Here is an 18,038-nt window from a genome sequence, read left to right as displayed (position 1 = left end):
CTACGCCGAATATACACACCTTTCCGTAACCACTTTATCCATCCCGAGATCCCACTCCTGAGCCGGGATTTCTTCCTCCAGCATTTTCTCCCGGCACAGAGCAATTTTTCCGCATGTGGTCTGTATCAGATACCGGTCATAATATCCCCCGCCGTATCCAAGTCTTCTGCCGTCCCTGCTGCATGACAGGCAGGGCACAAATGCAAGATCAATCTCTTCCGGACGGATCAGGGCGCACGACTCTTCCGGCTCCAGTATACCGTACATGCCTGGCTTCAGCTGTTCCAAATGCGTTACCATGCGTACTTCCATAATTGCTTTTCCGATACATCTGGGAACCCCCAGCCGTTTTCCGTCAGAAAGAATGCGTTCGAGCACAGGCCGGGTATTGATTTCTTCTTCCGTACCTGCATAGCAGAAGATCGTTTCCGCGGCCCGATACTCCGGCAGAGAAATGGCACGCCGGAAGATCTGTCTGTCGGCGTCTTTTTTATATTTCTCCGTCAGGTTGCTTCTGCGCTTCTTCAGTTGTTTTCGCAGTTCTCTTTTCCGTTCTGCAGCTGTTACGTCCATATTTTCCTTTGAAGATCTATTATCCACTGTACTTTTCCTCTCCGTTTTTCCTGGTTCCCGTTTCTATTTCCCGCTCTTTTCCTCAGCCTTTTATCCGCTCTTTCTGCATTCTTTGCCGAACTCTCTGATTCGCCTTTCCTACTCCTCCGCCTGCGCGTCTTCAATCAGAAGGGAATCCAGAAAATCCATATCCTCCTGATCCGCCTCAAAAGAAGTCATGCCTGTCTTTTCCACGTGCACGGAAACATCCTTCACTTCGCCATAAAGGGAGCCTTTATCCAGTGCTTCCCGAAGGACGTCATAATAAATCTCATATACCCTGCTCTGCATCTCTTCATCTGTGGGCATCTCGTTTCCCTGCATTACGCTGTCTGTAACCTGATCCGCATACTCCTGGGCTTTCTGCTGAAATGTATCATAGGTGTCGGAAAACAATGTAATCGGCTTCACCATCACATTGACAGTATAGCTTCCATCTTCCTGCCGTTCCGGTTCTTCCACCGTATAGCTTACACTTTCAGCAAGTTCGGCAAAAAGTTCCCGGTACCGGGGTTTCAGTTCCTCCGGCATAGCCGTAGTCTCAAATCCCTCCATTGTGGCGTCCAGATTGTCCGCAAATATATTTTCCGCCTCCTCCTGGGAAACTCCGGTAATCTCCATATATGCTTCCGCTTCTCCCTTATAGGAAACATCCAGCACAGCTTTTACATAATCTGCCGCATTATACCGGTTTATGTAAGCATAGACGCCTCCTGCTGCCGCCGCGGCAAGTACAGCAAATACAACAAGACAGATAATCAGCTTTTTCTTTCTCTTTGTCATGGTTCTTCCTCCTCTTTCTGTGCAGGAAAGCAGAACCGCTCCGCACCGGACCGGGACAAAATCAGTTCCGTGTGCCGGACCTTCGGCAGAAGCACCGCATTTCCTGCTGTAATCTGCCACAGTATAGCACGTCCTCAGGAGGAAAAATGAAGAATTCTGTCACAGAGCACAAATTATGCCCGGCTTTTTATTCCACCGTCTTCATTACACAGTCTATCTCCATTGTGGAATTTGTCTCTGTATCTTCCACGACAGCCCTGACCTCCTTATAATCCAGCGGGCACAGCAGCGGCTGAAGATCAAATATTGCCGGAACAAGACGGGGCTGCCACTGAGCGATATCTTCTGGTGTATCATAGTACTTCCAGCTTACGCCGCCGCTTGTATTTGCAGGGACCGCATATGACTCATACATTTCGACCGAGATTACCGGATAATCCTGTATTCCTTTTTCCGTCTGCACACCATATTTTTCAAGAAGTCTGCAGGTCTGTTCAAAGAAAGGATATACCGGCATCTCCCAGGACTGATTCTGTTCGCCTGACGCGATCTGAAGGAAACCCAGAGGAAGCACATCTGACAGATCTGCCATCTTCATGGAAGACCGGTCGGATATATATGCTGCCGCCAGAGCCTCTTTTTCATCTGCCGTAAATTTCATATCCGTCTCTTTTATACCGTCATACCAGGAAAAGCGTGCCTGCCCTGTTTCATCCTCCTGAGGAGCCGGATAGGCAGTCTCTTTATATTCTTCTGTCTCATACACAAAAGCAAATGCCTCGAAATCCGCACGTGTCAGCGGGTATGTACGGTAATGTTCACTCCCGTTCTTCATATAATAGCACACTGTCACATTGGTATATACATTTTCCGGATCCGGCGCTGCGGATCCAAGCAGACTCTGCAGCCATGCCAGCGCCGCGGTACGGCCCTCCCCTTCCAGCCGGTACTCCGTCAGCTGAAGATCTGTCTGGTAAGTATCGCCGCTCTGAATCTTGTACTGATAGCTGCTGTGGTCCATGCCCAGGCCGTCTATACTGACCCCCACAGCTTCCGCTTTGCCCTCTTCAGGAAAATATCTGTCAAAGGAACCCGCTCCGATCAGAAAAGCTCCGCAGATACACACTCCCGCAAGTGTCTCTGCAGACAGCTGAAGTTTTCTCCGGAAGATACGGCGCACCCCGCTTTGAAATTTCCATTCAAGCAGACAATGCACGGCCAGGACTGCTGCCGCGCAGGACACAATAGCCAGAACTCCTGCTCCCAGAGTATTCTTCCCGGTCAGACCGCTTATATCAAGAATGAACGCCGCGAACCAGGTTCCGGCAAAAATCCCAAGAACGGCTTCTGCCGCGCATTCTCCCCTCGGAGACATAAAGTCTCTCCCGGTCCGTTCCGTCTTCCGTTTTTTTATAGCCGAAGAAAAGATCAGAAGCGCAGCCAGAATCCAGATCAGCGCCGCCCAGATATAGACGGGCTTAGGGGCAAAAGCCAGGACCTCATTTTTTTCATAAAGCCAAGATCCTGTCAGATATCCTGCCAGACTCAGCGGAGAGAGAATTTCCGCCAGCCTTTCCAGCAGCGGGAGCCGGTAATATGTCTGAAAACAGTTCCTTGCAAATACGTCACATACATTCTGCAGAAAAAGATCGCCAAAGCTCAGGAAAACTCCACAGCTCAGGACAGCCGAAATAATATTTCCGCAGACGGTAAGACAGACCACACCCAGATGATAAAAAATCAGGAACACTGCTGCCGCTGTCAGAATACTTTTCCCCGTATAGCTTACTGAAACTTTCAGGAACTGTATATCCAGAGATCCTTCATAAATACCGCAGACCACCAGGACAAGAATAAGAGGAGCCAGAAAATGCACCAGACCATGGACATATCTGCTCCAGAAGATCATACTTTTACTCACCGGAAGACTGTAATAAAGATCCTGCTTCCTGGACTGCAGCAGATAGAAGAATTCAAAAAACGCCAGAAGAATCCCGAGCCCTGCGCAGATCCAGACCAGTTCCATACTCCCGATTCCAAAATAGGTAAAGTCCGTATCAAAACTAAGCCGGGTAAGCATGGTTATGCCATATATAATGAGAATTCCCCAGGACAGAAACGCGCTCAGGTGTCCTCTGCCCGCCTCCTTAAACCAGTTACTGAAGCACTTTACGGATGTCATAGCCTTTCCCCTCCATCTCAGCAATAAATGTTTCTTCCAGTGTCATGGGAGCTTCTTTAAAAAATACAGGATTCCAGGTCCGGATCATCGCCTCTGTAATCTGGCCTTCTCCTTTTATCACCAGTGTTACAAAATGTCCGTCACACACACATTTAACCGTTTCCTCCCGGGCACTCAGCGGACTGATATCTGTACCTTCCGGAAAGATACACTGATATTTATGAATTTCGCCTGCACTCTCCTTCATGTCCCGGGCAGTTACAAGCCCGCCCTTGTGCAGGATTCCAATACTGCCGCAGATATCTTCCAGATCATTCAGTTTATGGGAAGCTACGGCAACGGTAAATCTTCTCTCCTGCATCTCCCGGCGGAACAGATTTTTCATTACTTCCGTGACAATAGGGTCCAGCCCGTCAAACACTTCGTCACAAAGCAGGTATTTTGTTCCGGCACACAGTGCCAGAATCAGAAAAGCCTGACGTTTCATTCCTTTTGAAAAAGTCCTGAGCGGCCTGTGCATATCCAGATCCAACGATTCTGCCATCCCGGACACTCCCGGCCTATCCATCTCCGGATACTGCCCGGCGTAAAATTCCGTCATTTCTTCCAGTGTGGCGTTTGGGAAATAGTAGGGTGTATCCGGCAGGAAAAACAGATTCTCCTTACAGCTCCGCTTATAAATCTGTTTCTCACCATCGATACAGATGGTTCCGGAATCAGCCTCAAGAATCCCGGCAAGAATACGCAGCAGAGTTGTCTTTCCCGCTCCGTTCGTTCCCAGAATTCCGAACATGATACCGTCAGGAATATTAAGTGAGATATCATTGACTGCACAGATACTGTCGAAATGTTTTGTAAGATTATTTATTTCAATCATAGATTATCTCCTTCTGTAAGATAGGAATATTATAACATTATTACAATATTATTACAATAATTGTGTATATTTAATATTTTCTTAATATTTGATTGAGAACGCTCTTATCCGCCGTGCTGCTGAAACAGACTTGCCGATTCAGCCCGCTTTCAAAAAATACCCGCTGAAATCATGCCGTATCACAGACATAATTCCAACGGGTATTATAAATTGTTTTATCTATTCTAATCAGTCAGACCTTCTATACTTTCGCCTTTCTGTATTAGAATCACTTCCGGTTTTTCCGAACTCTTTTATAAAGAACAGCTCCGCCTGTACCTGCTGCAAGTACCATAACAATCACTATTCCTGCAATTCTTCCTGTGCTAAGCGTATCACCGGTCTGCACAGCTTTGTCGCCGTCCTGTTTTCCGGAATCTCCGGATCCTGTTCCCGGCTTATTCGGATCTTCTCCCGGAGTTGTTCCCGGTTTATCCGGATCTTCTCCCGGAGTTGTTCCCGGTTTGTCCGGATCTTCTCCCGGATCTGTTCCCGGCTTATCCGGATCTTCTCCTGTAGCCGGCTCAAGTGCATCAATCGCTGCTTTCAGGTCTGCAGCTGCATTATCTACAGCTTCCTGAGATGCATCGTGTTCAGCATCAACTGCAACCGCTGATCCCAGTGCTTCCTGAAGCGCACGCCATGTTTCTGCAGTATAATCGGATTCTTTCAGTCCGTTTGCCTGAGCAATCAGTTCCTGAAGTGCCCCCTTATCAGCTACACGTACCAGCGCATCACAAGCATTATTCAGCGCCTCTGTTGCCTCGTCAACTGCGGCCTGATCTGCATTTTCATCCTCATACAGTGCTTTTGCCGCATCCAGCGCTTCGTACAGCTTCTCCAGACTTACTGTAGTATACTCAGTATCGTCAATTGCAGAAGCTTTGTCGATCGCTGCTTTCAGAGCTGTCTTATCAACATCTTTTCCTGGTTCTTCACCTGAAATTTCCTCAAGTGCTTCAATCGCTGCTTTCAGGGCTTCTGCGGCGCTGTCCACATCTTCCTGAGTCGCGTCATGCTCAGCGTCAACTGCAACGGCCGCTTCCAGAGCTTCCTGAAGCGCATTCCATGTCTCTGCTGTATAGTCAGACTCTTCCAGCTTGTTTGCCTGAGCAATCAGATCCTGAAGCTGGCTCTTATCTGATACGCGTACCAGAGCGTCATAAGCACTGTTCAGATTCTCTGCCGCAGTATCTACTGCTGCCTGTTCTGCATTTTCGTCCTCATATACGCCTTTGGCTGCTTCCAGGGCTTCATAAAGTTTTTCAAGGCTTGCTTCTGTGTACTCGCTGCTGTTAATCTCGGAAGCTTTGTCGATCGCCTCTTTCAAAGCTGTCTTATCAACATCTTTCACCGGCTCTTTCTCAGTAAACTGCCAGGACTGAACTTCCATCAGCTCATCCTTTCCTTCACCGCTGTATACGAAGAAGAGTGTATGCTCGCCTACTGCGTTTTCTACAGAGCAGGAAAGAGCAGTAAATTCATCACCATTTCCGCTCTTTACATCCAGAGTGCCGATCAGTTCACCGTCCGGGCTGTCAAGACGCAGCTCGATTGATCCGCCGGCCAGTCCGGCAATCTCAGCTTCAAAAGTCTCAGCGCCGTTCTCACCAAAATCTACACCGCCAATGGCAACCCAGTCTCCATTGTTAATGGAAGAAAGCACCATGTTATTGTCGCCAAGATCTCTCGGCGCAATACCGAAATTCCATCCGATCGTTGTTCCGGCCACTTCACTGTACGGTGAGAAAGCTTTCAGCTGTGAAACGCCTTTCATATCCGCATCAATCGGTTTGATTGATCCGTCTTCATAGTATTCTACCTCATTGATATGAGTAGAACGATAACCTTTTTCAATTCCCAGAGCTTTTCCAAGTGTCTGAGCATGATATGTAATATAAGTTGTTCCGTTAAACTCAAAGAGTGCATGATGATTGTTTCCGCCTACATTAAAGTAATAGGACGGATTCTGAAGGATTTCTCCTACGTACGTATACGGTCCCATTGGATCATCGCTTACCATGCAGCAGATAATTCCGTATCCCGGGTAACCCTCAATTGCTGAGTGATCTCCTGAGAAGTTAGAGCAGTATGTATAGTAATATTTTCCGTTGGCCTTGTGAATACCGCCGTCCTCAAACATACATGGTGCATCGATCATCTGCGGAATTCCGTCTTCATCATCAGCCAGACTGGTCATATTATCTGCAAGCTTAACAATTCTCGCGCTCTTCGGATTCAGATCCTGTCCTGCCGGCACACCGCCGCCGAATGCCAGATAACCTGTTCCGTCATCATCAACCATAACTGCCGGGTCAAAAATCCACGGTACACCCTGTACACCCGGAGTGCTTCCGTCAATCAGGGCTTTTCCGTTCGGGTCTCTCCACGGTCCGACAGGTGAATCACCTTCCAGAACACCGATTCCTCCGCCGCTGTTGCAGAAGTAAAGGAAGAACTTGTCCACACCGTCAATCTGCTTATAGGCAATTGCCGGAGCCCAGGAGAAGTTCGCCCATTTTGCAACCCCATCCGGACCAGCAACCTGGATAAATCCATGATCCGTCCAGTTCACCATATCGTCAGAAGATATAACATGCAGCCTGTTGATGTACGAATAATCATTATCAATTACATTTCCGTTCGTATCATACTGAAGCTTGTCTGCCGTCATATACAGGTAAACGCGTCCGTCATAGACAAGGGCAAACGGGTCAGCGCCGTAATCGTAGTCAATCAGCGGGTTGGAATTTCCAAGCAGTTTCGCAACCGCATTATTTTCCGGTTTTACAATAGACACATTTGCTGTTGCATTTCCGACACTGAAAGCTGCATTCGCGCCTTCTGCTGTTACATAATCCACTCTCAGAGTAACTGTAGTATTTTCTGCCACGTAATTATTCAGTTTCAGCTTCAGCGTCGCGAACAGACGGTCGCCGCTGTTGTCGGCATACCCTGTATCTTCGCCTGTCACGCTGAGTTTCAGCTGATGGTTCGCGAATGTCCAGGAAGAAGTTCCACTGACATTTTCTCCGTTAAATTCTACATCAGCCACATCAAGGATTGACGGAATATTGATGGAAGCCTCCATACTGTCTGCTGTTCCTTCCGGCAGACCGTCAATGTAAAGCGGCACTTCCAGTTCTGTGTTGATTATACCTGACACATCCTGTACATCGGCCATATTCACTTTCAGGTTTGTCTGCTCTGTATCAGCTCCGTCATTTACATGGAAATAATCCACATCCACATATCCGCCTGTTGACTGTGTCGCGTAGTTGAATATCGCGAAGCGGTAACCCATAAAGTGCGGAATTGTATAGGACATATTCAGAGTATTTCCGATCTTGTTCCATGTAGTTCCGTCCAGACTGTAGTAAAAGTCAGCGTCATCTGCATGCTGATAGAAGTTGAAGTCTGCCCGTAAGTATACACGATCCTGGTCGATGGGAATATTCTCTATTTCCTGAGCCTTACCGCCGTCTGCATTTACCATTACAATGGACTTCTGTCCATTTTCCATCTTAACGCCTACATAGCCGTAATTCGCCTGAAGGGCTGCAAGTCCTGCTACATCGCCGTTCTTCATGTTGGCCGTCTCAATGGCAATATCGCCGGAACATGTCGGGCCATATGTTCTCTGTGTCAGTGTATTTCTTGCATCCAGAAGACCTGTCGCCTTATTTGCAGTTGTCAGACGAAGATATCCGTCTCTTTCTGTCAGCGACCAGAACTTATTGTTCGGATTATGATTCCACTGCCACTCCAGCTTCAGATTGGAGCCGTTATAGTCATTTTCTCCCTTCTGAACTGTCTCCGGATTAGCAAGTTTCTTCAGAGAGATATCATCTGCATAGAAGTCAAACAGATCATTATTCTCGTCCGGATTTGCCGTCCATGCCGTTTCAATAAAGATACGGCTGGAAGACATATCCGCATCATTTGGAATAGTAAATTTACCTTCTATGGTTGTCCATTCACCTTTTTTGACATTTGCAGATGCGGCTACTTCAATACCTCTCCAGTCTCCGTTCTGGATACAGATATTAAATGTCTTATTGTCAGGGCCTTCATTATACTTCACCTTTGCAGATACCTGTACAAGCTGTCCCTGTGCAATCTTTCCTGTAATATCCTGCATCGGTCCGGAAGCAGTAGCAGTTCTGTCCGTTATCTTTGCTGCCATGTTTCCGCTGGCATGTTCTTCCGTCACTGCAGTGATTGTTCCGGGATCCTGAGTTGCCCAGTTTTCTATTCCGTCCTCGAAATCCCCGTTGACAATGAGTTCATCAGGATCAACATAGTCCTCGGCAAGAATAGACACATCATCCAGATAGAAGTCCATGAGATCATTTTCCGGATCCTGCTCAGCTGTCCAGGACGTCTCTACAAATACAAGCACTCTGGAAAGATCTGCATCCTGCGGAACTGTATAATCGGCTTCAATCGTATTCCACTCGCCTTTTGTTACATCCACATACCCTGCCGCAGGATCTGTGCCCGCGAAATCATTTGTCCCGTACTGCATCGTAACGTTAAATTTTCTGACGTCAGGACCTGTAGTGTATTTTACCTTTGCACTGATGTGAAGTTTCTGTCCCGGCTGTACTTTTCCGGTCAGATCCTGCATGGGGCCTGACGTTGTATTTGCCTTGTCATATACCAGAAGACTGCTCTCGCCGGATGCCTTATCGTCCGAAGTTGCTTTCATAGAGGCAGTTCCATTAAATGTCCGGAGTTCCCAGCCGTCCGTACCATTTTCAAAGCCGCCGTTTACAATCAGCTCTGTTGTTTTCTTTGTTTCCGGTGCGGCAGTTACAGCAGCCTGTGCCGAAAGTGCGGACACTTCTGCTGCTTCTGAATTTGCTGCAATATCAGACTCAGTATTCAGATATGGAGCTTTCTCCTCACCGTTATAAAACTCGTCTGAAACTACAATACTCTTTGTATCCTGTCCGCTTACAGGCATATCCATAGTAGGATCAATGGAGAATACCGGCCAGTCATCCTCCCATGTAACTTTGGCCAGCATAGGGATACGCCCTACTGCACCATGATCCTGGAACAGCGGCGCATACCAGTCGCCATCCGGAGTATCAACGATACCGCCCTGAGCAACACCTGCACCGTCCATCTGTCCGTCTACTACAATTCCTGTATCCAGCATCAGTTTGCACTCCCAGCCTTCTGTAAGAGAGTCAGAACGCCAGCAGATCTCCTGACGCTGGCCGCCGTTCGGCCACTGAATCATAAAGATATAGTATTTGCCGTTGATCTTGTAAGCGTGAGCGCCTTCCGCTTTGAGATTAATGTCCTCCCCATAATTTGCGTTCTCAATGATAGTCTGATTCAGACCGCCGTCTTTATATGTAACATTACCTTCTGCATCTTCCTGCAGTTCTCTTACATGCACGGAACCGGAGCCTGTAAACATATAAATGTGAGTCCCGTCCTCCTGATCGTCAAAAAGAAGGGACAGGTCGTGATTATAACCGTCCAGAACCGATTTCTTCCACACACCATTCTCAATGTCTGTGGTTGAGAATACATAGGTTTTCCCAGTTGTCTGGCTGGATGCAGATACATAGAATTTGCCGTCATGATACTTGATGCTTGCGGCCCATGTTCCGTCTCCATATGCTTCTTTTCCGTTTCTGAGGGACAGCTCATCGCTGTCATCCAGAATGTCGTAACAGTAGTTTACGATTTCCCAGTTTACCAGATCTTTGGATTTCATAATCGGCATACCGGGTGACAGATGCATGGTTGTACTAACCATGTAATAATTGTCCTCCACCCGGATTACATCCAGATCCGGCACATCCGAATAAATTACAGGATTGGTAAAAGTACCGTCTCCATTATCGGATGAGGTGCTTCCTGCAGCCTGCACCGGAACCGGCAGCATGCACGCCGCCAGTACGATCGCAGCTGCCGATCTCATAAACCGGCGGAAGCTGCTTTTCCATTTTCTTCTTTCCATAATACTTTTTTCCTTTCTTTTTCCTCTCGTTTTTGTTTTTTACATTTTAAACCGAATCACATACCATGCATATAATACGTCTGATTCCAGTTCTTATGGCATGACCTCCTTTCATTTTTCAGACTTTAAAACATATTATCACATTTTGACAAGAAATTCAGTTGATTTTTTTACTGAATATGTATGATTTTTTTTGATATATTACTCATATCATCCTTCTCCACTTCGATCCGGAAGGTTCCTCAAAATATTTTTCACACTTTGTAAATATGTTATCAGCTGGTCTGTAACTACATTGTCCATCTCAAGATAATAATATATATATGTACCTTCTTTCCGGGTTTTTACGATTCCGGCTTCAATAAGTACTTTCATATGATGCGAAACAACCGAGCGGGATAAATTAGCCTCCTGAACAAGATCAGCAACCCGAAGCCCGTTACTGTTCATCATTAAAATCATACACAGTTCCTGTCTGGACTCATTTCCCAGCGCATGCAGCGCTTTCCTGCACTTTTGAAATCTCTGCCTGTGCTGTTCTAATTCTTTATCTGTAACCTGCATATATATTTCAGTCTCCAAACGCATTATTTTGTATTATATCATAGTTTAATCGGTCTTGATTAAACGTATGGAAAATCAAGACGAATATCTTTCTTTATTACGATCTGCTTAATTTGCCCGTAAAGCGGATAAAAAAACGCCGCAGAAATATTTCTGTAAAAACATCTCTGCAGCGTATGTATTCTTGTGCCGTCCTCTATTTAAACCTTATCTTCATATATGAACGAATCTCTTCCACACATTTCTCAAATCCGAGTTTCGCACTGTTAAGCGACAGATCGTAGTTTCTCGCATCTGCCCATTTATGGCCGGTGTGATATTCATAAAAGTCCGCCCTGTACCGATCTGTCTTCTCAATGTATTTCTGCATTTCTTTTTCTGTCATACTGTGACGTTCCATAGACCTGGCCAGACAGAACTTTCTGTCCGCATGAATAAACACACTGACAACATTCGGATAATCCTTCAGAACATAATCCGCGCACCGGCCGATAATAACACATGTTTCTTTTGAAGCCAGCTCCTTGATTACCTTCGCCTGATAATTGAAAAGATTATCATCTGATACAAAATCTCTGTCTTCCGGCGGAAGCAGCTGTCCCTCATAAGGTCTGTTCAATATCCGGAACCATCCGGCTTTCCGGATTTTCTCATCCGACATACCGAACAATCTCTCATTGATCCCGCTGTCCTCTGAGGCCATGCGCAGGATCTCCCGGCTGTAACAGTTTACTCCAAGTTCCTTTGCCAGCATGGCGCCTATTGTTTTACCCCCGCTTCCATACTGCCTTGAAATTGTAATCACGATATTTTCCATGCCAAATCCCCCTATTCACCCAGATAAGCTTTCTTAATGGAATCATCCTCCAGCAGATCTTTTGCCTTTCCTTCAAGGGTAATATTTCCTGTTTCCAGGACATAGGCTCTGTCTGCAATAGAAAGAGCCTTCTTCGCGTTCTGCTCCACAAGGAGCACGGTAGTGCCGCTCTCGCTTACAGACCGTATAATATCAAATATTTCATTTACCAGAATAGGCGATAACCCCATGGACGGTTCATCCATAAGGATGATGCCGGGCTTTGACATCAGCGCCCTTCCCATTGCGAGCATCTGCTGTTCACCGCCGCTTAAAGTTCCCGCCATCTGGTTCTTTCTTTCCTCCAGACGCGGAAATCTTTTATACACACTTTTCAGGCTGTCTTCAATCTCTGCCTTGTCGGTTCTTGTATATGCGCCCATTTTCAGATTCTCATATACACTGAGTTCCGCAAATACACGCCGTCCCTCCGGAACATGCGCCATACCCATAGATACAATTTTATGAGCCGGAGTCTTCGTAATATCTTTGCCCTGAAAGATTACACTTCCTTTTTTCGGAGAAAGCAGGCCTGTAACTGTGTGAAGGATTGTGGTTTTTCCCGCGCCGTTTGCACCGATCAGCGCAATAACCTCTCCCTTTTCCACATGGAATGACACTCCTTTGATGGCCTGAATCACTCCGTAATATACTTCCAAATCTTTGACTTCAAGCATTGCCATCGCTGTTTCCTCCTATTCTCCAAGATATGCGGTAATTACCTGAGGATCATTCAGCACCTCTGCCGTTTTTCCCTGAGCAAGCACCTCGCCGAAATTGAGCACCGTCAGCTTCTCGCAGATTCCGCTCACCAGTTTCATATCATGCTCGATAAGGAGAATTGTCATATGGAATTTCTCCCGTACAAACTGGATCATTTCCATCAGACTTCCGGTTTCATTCGGATTCATACCCGCGGCAGGCTCATCCAGAAGGAGCAGCTTCGGATCTGTGGCAAGTGCCCTTGCGATTTCCAGTTTTCTCTGTTCTCCGTAAGGAAGATTGGAAGCCAGAGTCTCTGCATGCTTCTCCAGTTCAAATACTTTCAAAAGCTCCATTGCCCTTTCGTTCATTTCCTTTTCCACCTTAAAATACCGTGGAAGTCTTAAGACGCCCTCAATGGCAGAATATTTATGATGGTTGTGAAGCCCTACTTTTACATTATCCAGAACACTGAGCTGTTTGAAAAGACGAATATTCTGAAAAGTTCTGGCAATTCCGGCCTTACTGATATCAATTGTCTTTTTGCCGGTAATATCTTTCCCGTCAAGTATTATCTTCCCGGTGTCCGGTTTGTACACTCCGGTAAGAAGATTAAATACAGTTGTCTTTCCGGCTCCATTGGGACCGATCAGGCCATACAGTTCTCCTTGTTCAATGGAAATATCAAAACCGTTTACCGCGCGGAGACCGCCAAATGAAATACCAAGATTTTTTACATCCAATAACGCAGCCATTATTTTACAGCCTCCTTTTTCTTTCTTCCAAAGGAAAGATATTTTTCTCTCCACTCGATTGCCTTCGGAGCCCAGTTAAAGAGCATCATCACAATCAGCACGATTGCATAGATAAGCATTCGATAATCAGACAGGCCTCGAAGCAGCTCCGGAAGAAGTGTGAGGATTACCGCCGCAATCATGGAACCTCTGATATTTCCGATTCCGCCGAGAACAACAAATACAAGTATCATAATAGACTGGTTGTACCCGAAGTTATTTGTTGTAGCCGTCAGGGTAGACAGGTTATGCGCGTAAAGCACTCCCGCCGAGCCCGCCAGAGCCGCAGACACGGTAAATGCCATCAGTTTGTATTTCGTTACATTGATTCCGATTGACTCTGCCGCAATCCGGTTGTCGCGGATAGACATGATTGCCCTTCCGGATCTGGAATTTGTCAGGTTAATTACAATAAACAGAGTAATCAGGACAAGTATAATGCCAATCAGAAATGTAGCGTCTCTCGGTGTTCCCGTAATTCCCTGAGGGCCGCTTATAATCATTGTGCCGTCTGCGTCCAGCTCCATCACATCCTGCGTGGAAATATGAAATCCGCCGGAGTCCTTTCCGATGTAAAGTACATTTACCAGATTTTTAATAATCTCACCGAACGCCAGTGTAACGATAGCCAGATAGTCGCCTTTCAGGCGCAGTACCGGAATACCGATCAGGAGACCGAACAGTGCGGCCGCTGCAACTCCGATCAGAAGCGCCAGGAAAAATCTCAGGCCGTCAGACTCCATTTCTCCCCTCATGCACTTGGAGAAAAACGCGCTGGCAAAAGCACCCACACACATAAATCCGGCATGACCCAGACTCAGTTCACCGAGAATGCCTACAACAAGATTCAGAGAAACCGCCAGTATTGCGTAAATGCACAAAGGCACCATCAAACCTTCCATAAGACTGGAAATGCTTCCGGAATTAATCATTGTCTGGACAATAATACAAGCCAGAATAACAATTCCATAAGTTATTATATTGCTTCTTGTCTGTCTGCTTATTTTTTTCTTTGTTTTTGCCATGTCGTCCACCTACACTTTCTCCTGAATCTTTTTCCCTAAGAGTCCCGTAGGCTTCACCAGAAGCACAACAATCAGAACGGCAAATACAATTGCATCTGCCATCTGGGAAGAAATATACGCTCTGCCCAGAATCTCGATCACTCCCAGAAGCAGGCCGCCGATAAATGCGCCCGGTATGGAACCGATCCCTCCGAATACAGCTGCGACAAAGGCTTTGATGCCCGGCATGGCTCCCGTATACGGTGTCAGTGTGGGGTATGCAGAACACAGCAGCACACCTGCGATTGCCGCCAGAGCAGATCCGATCGCGAAAGTAAGAGCAATCGTTCCGTTTACATTAATTCCCATAAGCTGCGCGGCACCTCTGTCTTCCGAAACCGCACGCATTGCCTGACCCTGCTTTGACTTCTGTACAAAGGTCATCAGAACAATCATAATAAGAATACATGCTCCAATAGTTACAATCGTCTCACCGGATATATTTAACTTTCCCCCGGCAAGAGAAACTCCGTCCCACTTAATTACAGACGGAAATGTCTGTGCGTTCGGTCCGAATATAAGGAGCGCTATATTCTGAAGCAGATAGCTGACGCCGATAGCCGTAATAAGCACTGCCAGCGATGAAGATGCATTTCGGAGCGGCCGGTAGGCAACGCCCTCAATCACCACACCAAGCACAGTACAGACAACTACTGCAATCAGTACGCCTATAACAGGAGATAACCCTGTCTGTGATATTGCGATCAGCGCCGTATAGGCTCCGATCATAATTACATCTCCATGGGCAAAGTTCAGCATCTTTGCGATTCCATAGACCATTGTGTAGCCCAGGGCAATAATCGCATATACGCTTCCGAGACTCAGCCCGTTAATTAAATACGATATAAAACTCATACTCATTCCCTTCCATCTGTTTATCGTTTTCTGTAAAATAGCAGGTTTCTTTTCCGAAACTCATACTACTTGCTGAAAGACTCCGCACATCCACTGTATCTGTCAGCTGAGGGTAATTATATCACACAAGATACAGTCTTATCAATACAGAAAACGAGTCCACTCTGTTTCCTAAAATGAAATTTTAAATTCCACCCCTCTAAGGGACAGTAGAGTTTACTTCTGCACAGTTGATATTTACTCTTTCATATATTCATGGTATGGTTATCTCTCCTTCTGACAGCAGTAGAAGGAGGCACATGATGAGTAAATATATTCCTGGTAACCAGAAACATCTTACCCTCGAAGACCGTATCTATATCGAAAATGAACTGAACAAAGGCACATCCTTTAAAGATATTGCCAGGTTCCTGTGCAAGGACCCTACCACAATCTCAAAAGAAGTCAGGGCTCACCGGCTCTCGGATTGGTATCATAAAGGGACTTTCTATAATGCCAAAAACTTCTGTACCCACCGCTATCACTGCAGGAAGACAAATGCCTGCGGAAAGATTGTCCTGTGCGGCATCAAATGCGCATCCTGTCCTACCTGTAACCAGACCTGCAAAGACTTCGAAAAAGAACGCTGCTCAAGGCTTGACCGGGCTCCCTATGTCTGCAACGGCTGTACGAAAAAAATCAGTCACTGCACGATCGCCCACAAATACTCTTATAACGCCAGGTTTGCTGACAGGAAGTATCGGGAAACACTTCGGGATTCCAGAACAGGGATCAACATGACGAAACGGGAACTTCACGAAAAGGATCTGATCGTTTCCCCTCTGATCGAACAGGGACAGTCCCCTTATCATATCCTGACAAACCATCCAGAACTGGATATGTCCGTCCGTACGATGTATTCCTATCTTGATCAGGGACTCTTTACGGCACGTAACATAGATCTGAAGCGGAAGGTCCATTTCAAGCCAAGGAAGTGCCATAAAACACAGATCACGGACAGAGCCGTCTTCACCAACCGGTTATATCGCGACTTTTGTTCCCTCGGTCTAACAGACTATGTTCAAATGGATACCGTACATTCGTCCAGGGAATCAAAAAAGACCTTGCTGACTATGTTTTTCACCAAAGAGAAGCTCTTCCTCGCCTTTCTGATGAACCGATGCACGAAAGGCGCTGTCCGTCTTGTTTTTGACCGTCTGGAAAAGCGTATGGGAACTTTTGAATTCGCTTCCGTGTTTGAATATATCCTGACGGACCGGGGCTCTGAATTTGGTGACCCGGATGCTTTGGAGACCGGTGTAAACGGAATACAGCGTTCCAGCATTTATTACTGTGACCCGATGCAGAGCGGGCAGAAGGGCGGACTGGAGCAGACACACACGATGCTCCGGATGGTTCTGCCGAAAGGCACCAGCTTTGAGTTTCTCACACAATGGGATGTCAATCTGATCGTGAACCATATCAACTCTACTCCCAGGGAAAGCCTGGATGGAAGAACGCCATACAGCGTTGCATTGGAAACGCTGGGAGGAGAGGTCTTAAACGCATTTCAGCTTAGGCCGATTGCCCCGGATGAGGTAAATCTGACACCTAAGCTGATCCGCTTTAATCACTAATCAACTGATCGAAATCTGCTGTCAGACTGGAAGTAAACATTTCACATTTTTTAGATGTGACCGGTGGAATTCAGTCTCGCACACTATTTTTCAGCGGTCCGTTTCCTATGCCCAGAAATCAAGTATTTTTCGATGAGTTGAGCTAATTATAGCAGAAAAGAGGATATTTTGCTCAAAAATCTTCTGCAAAATCGGCAAAAAACAAAGTGTGGTGGAATTTAACTCTGCACTGGAATTTAAAATTTCAAGTTAGCGTCCACTCTGTTTTTGTTCAACAATTCAGCTATACAGCAGAAAAGACACGAAGAATTGTATTTCAGAACTACAGTCCTCTGTGAATCAGCGCCAGACCCTCTGCCAGATCTTTTACATCCATCTGTCCCGGAGCTGAAGTCTGCCCCGCTGCTCCAAAAGTCAGAGCAGAGCCAAAAACCTCCCCGCACAGCCGGCTGATACTGCCAATTCCCGACATAGACATGGTAATAATCGGTCCGTCAGCGTAATTGCTAAACATTTCTTCTGTTGCCGCAAGAAGCGTAAGCACATCCTTTCTGTTACGGGGCATTACTGCAATTTTCGGAATATCAGCTCCAAGTTCCTGCATCTTCCTCAGGCGGAAAACAATTTCTTCCCGCGGCGGGGTTTTTTCAAAATCATGACTGGAAACCACAGTTCTCACACCATATCTGTGAGCTGTATCTATAATTTTTTTTACTGCTTCATCTCCGGTGAAGAGTTCAGCGTCCAACAGATCAATCAGCCCGGTTTCCGCTGCATTCTGATTTAATTTTATATAATCCTCTGAATTTATCTGTTTTTCGCCTCCTTCCTTAAGAGTTCGGAATGTAAAAAGAAGCGGCATTTCCCCCAGTACGTCTCTCATCTCTTCCAGCGTTTCCTTTATTTTACTGAAATCAGATGCGTCTTCATACCAGTCCACACGCCACTCCGCGACCTGTGCTTTCGTTTCAGTTATTCTGCCGGCAGCTTCCAGAACCGCCTTTTTCGTCTTCTCTACAATAGGAACACAGATTTTCGGTATTCCTGTGCCGATTTCGAGATTTCTTACTTTAACCGGATTCATATCTTTCCCTTCCATTACACATTTTTA

13 protein-coding genes are annotated in these 18,038 nt (G+C 46.4%); 1 reads left to right on the top strand and 12 read right to left on the bottom strand.

What is annotated here, in order from left to right:
- The 11 genes from AC0QUU_RS06295 to AC0QUU_RS06245 all read right to left on the bottom strand — a co-directional run bounded on the left by AC0QUU_RS06295 (nt 1) and on the right by AC0QUU_RS06245 (nt 15,311).
- A complete protein-coding gene (locus AC0QUU_RS06295) occupies nt 1–600 on the bottom strand; it encodes a 5-formyltetrahydrofolate cyclo-ligase (RefSeq protein ID WP_474545281.1) in 600 nt (199 codons plus the stop codon).
- Between the two features lie 111 nt (nt 601–711).
- Nucleotides 712–1,395 carry a hypothetical protein gene (locus AC0QUU_RS06290; RefSeq protein WP_474545280.1) on the bottom strand — a complete coding sequence of 228 codons (684 nt, stop codon included), beginning with the start codon at nt 1,393–1,395 and terminating at the stop codon, nt 712–714.
- A gap of 187 nt (nt 1,396–1,582) precedes the next feature.
- The gene (locus tag AC0QUU_RS06285; protein WP_474545279.1) at nt 1,583–3,577 is read right to left on the bottom strand and encodes a DUF6449 domain-containing protein; all 1,995 of its coding nucleotides are present in this window, start codon (nt 3,575–3,577) and stop codon (nt 1,583–1,585) included.
- Nucleotides 3,552–4,454 carry an ABC transporter ATP-binding protein gene (locus tag AC0QUU_RS06280; protein ID WP_474545278.1) on the bottom strand — a complete coding sequence of 301 codons (903 nt, stop codon included), beginning with the start codon at nt 4,452–4,454 and terminating at the stop codon, nt 3,552–3,554. Before AC0QUU_RS06280 ends, AC0QUU_RS06285 begins: the two co-directional genes overlap by 26 nt.
- 268 nt (nt 4,455–4,722) lie before the next feature.
- Nucleotides 4,723–10,476, bottom strand: coding sequence for a family 43 glycosylhydrolase (locus tag AC0QUU_RS06275; protein WP_474545277.1), 5,754 nt, complete (start codon nt 10,474–10,476; stop codon nt 4,723–4,725).
- 210 nt (nt 10,477–10,686) lie between these two features.
- A complete protein-coding gene (locus AC0QUU_RS06270; RefSeq protein ID WP_474545276.1) occupies nt 10,687–11,040 on the bottom strand; it encodes an ArsR/SmtB family transcription factor in 354 nt (117 codons plus the stop codon).
- Nucleotides 11,041–11,236: 196 nt separating this feature from the next.
- On the bottom strand, nt 11,237–11,857 hold the full coding sequence (locus tag AC0QUU_RS06265) for a cytidylate kinase-like family protein (protein ID WP_474545275.1): 621 nt from the start codon (nt 11,855–11,857) through the stop codon (nt 11,237–11,239).
- Between the two features lie 11 nt (nt 11,858–11,868).
- Complete coding sequence (locus AC0QUU_RS06260) at nt 11,869–12,579, bottom strand: ABC transporter ATP-binding protein (protein ID WP_474545274.1); 711 nt, start codon at nt 12,577–12,579, stop codon at nt 11,869–11,871.
- Between the two features lie 12 nt (nt 12,580–12,591).
- Entirely contained in the window at nt 12,592–13,353 is a 762-nt protein-coding gene (locus tag AC0QUU_RS06255; RefSeq protein WP_474545272.1) for an ABC transporter ATP-binding protein, read from the bottom strand.
- A complete protein-coding gene (locus tag AC0QUU_RS06250; protein WP_474545270.1) occupies nt 13,353–14,417 on the bottom strand; it encodes a branched-chain amino acid ABC transporter permease in 1,065 nt (354 codons plus the stop codon). Before AC0QUU_RS06250 ends, AC0QUU_RS06255 begins: the two co-directional genes overlap by 1 nt.
- A gap of 9 nt (nt 14,418–14,426) precedes the next feature.
- Nucleotides 14,427–15,311 (bottom strand): branched-chain amino acid ABC transporter permease, encoded by an 885-nt coding sequence (locus AC0QUU_RS06245; protein ID WP_474545269.1) that lies wholly within the window; start codon nt 15,309–15,311, stop codon nt 14,427–14,429.
- Between the two features lie 302 nt (nt 15,312–15,613).
- Between AC0QUU_RS06245 and AC0QUU_RS06240 the strand changes: the two genes are divergently transcribed.
- On the top strand, nt 15,614–16,927 hold the full coding sequence (locus AC0QUU_RS06240) for an IS30 family transposase (protein WP_087210550.1): 1,314 nt from the start codon (nt 15,614–15,616) through the stop codon (nt 16,925–16,927).
- A gap of 322 nt (nt 16,928–17,249) precedes the next feature.
- On the opposite strand, the gene aroD is transcribed toward AC0QUU_RS06240, so the two are convergent.
- Entirely contained in the window at nt 17,250–18,011 is a 762-nt protein-coding gene (gene aroD, locus AC0QUU_RS06235) for a type I 3-dehydroquinate dehydratase (RefSeq protein WP_474545532.1), read from the bottom strand.
- Nucleotides 18,012–18,038: the final 27 nt, after the last annotated feature.

It is taken from the genome of Mediterraneibacter sp. HA8405, from assembly GCF_056148955.1.
This window is presented reverse-complemented; position numbering and strand designations above follow the sequence as displayed.

Bases quoted from the DNA above. Each gene is read 5' to 3' on its own strand.
- AC0QUU_RS06290 (WP_474545280.1), bottom strand. From the start codon at position 1,395: ATGACAAAGAGAAAGAAAAAGCTGATTATCTGTCTTGTTGTATTTGCT.
- AC0QUU_RS06285 (WP_474545279.1), bottom strand. From the start codon at position 3,577: ATGACATCCGTAAAGTGCTTCAGTAACTGGTTTAAGGAGGCGGGCAGA.
- AC0QUU_RS06280 (WP_474545278.1), bottom strand. From the start codon at position 4,454: ATGATTGAAATAAATAATCTTACAAAACATTTCGACAGTATCTGTGCA.
- AC0QUU_RS06275 (WP_474545277.1), bottom strand. From the start codon at position 10,476: ATGGAAAGAAGAAAATGGAAAAGCAGCTTCCGCCGGTTTATGAGATCG.
- AC0QUU_RS06270 (WP_474545276.1), bottom strand. From the start codon at position 11,040: ATGCAGGTTACAGATAAAGAATTAGAACAGCACAGGCAGAGATTTCAA.
- AC0QUU_RS06265 (WP_474545275.1), bottom strand. From the start codon at position 11,857: ATGGAAAATATCGTGATTACAATTTCAAGGCAGTATGGAAGCGGGGGT.
- AC0QUU_RS06260 (WP_474545274.1), bottom strand. From the start codon at position 12,579: ATGGCAATGCTTGAAGTCAAAGATTTGGAAGTATATTACGGAGTGATT.
- AC0QUU_RS06255 (WP_474545272.1), bottom strand. From the start codon at position 13,353: ATGGCTGCGTTATTGGATGTAAAAAATCTTGGTATTTCATTTGGCGGT.
- AC0QUU_RS06250 (WP_474545270.1), bottom strand. From the start codon at position 14,417: ATGGCAAAAACAAAGAAAAAAATAAGCAGACAGACAAGAAGCAATATA.
- AC0QUU_RS06245 (WP_474545269.1), bottom strand. From the start codon at position 15,311: ATGAGTTTTATATCGTATTTAATTAACGGGCTGAGTCTCGGAAGCGTA.
- AC0QUU_RS06240 (WP_087210550.1), top strand. From the start codon at position 15,614: ATGAGTAAATATATTCCTGGTAACCAGAAACATCTTACCCTCGAAGAC.
- aroD (WP_474545532.1), bottom strand. From the start codon at position 18,011: ATGAATCCGGTTAAAGTAAGAAATCTCGAAATCGGCACAGGAATACCG.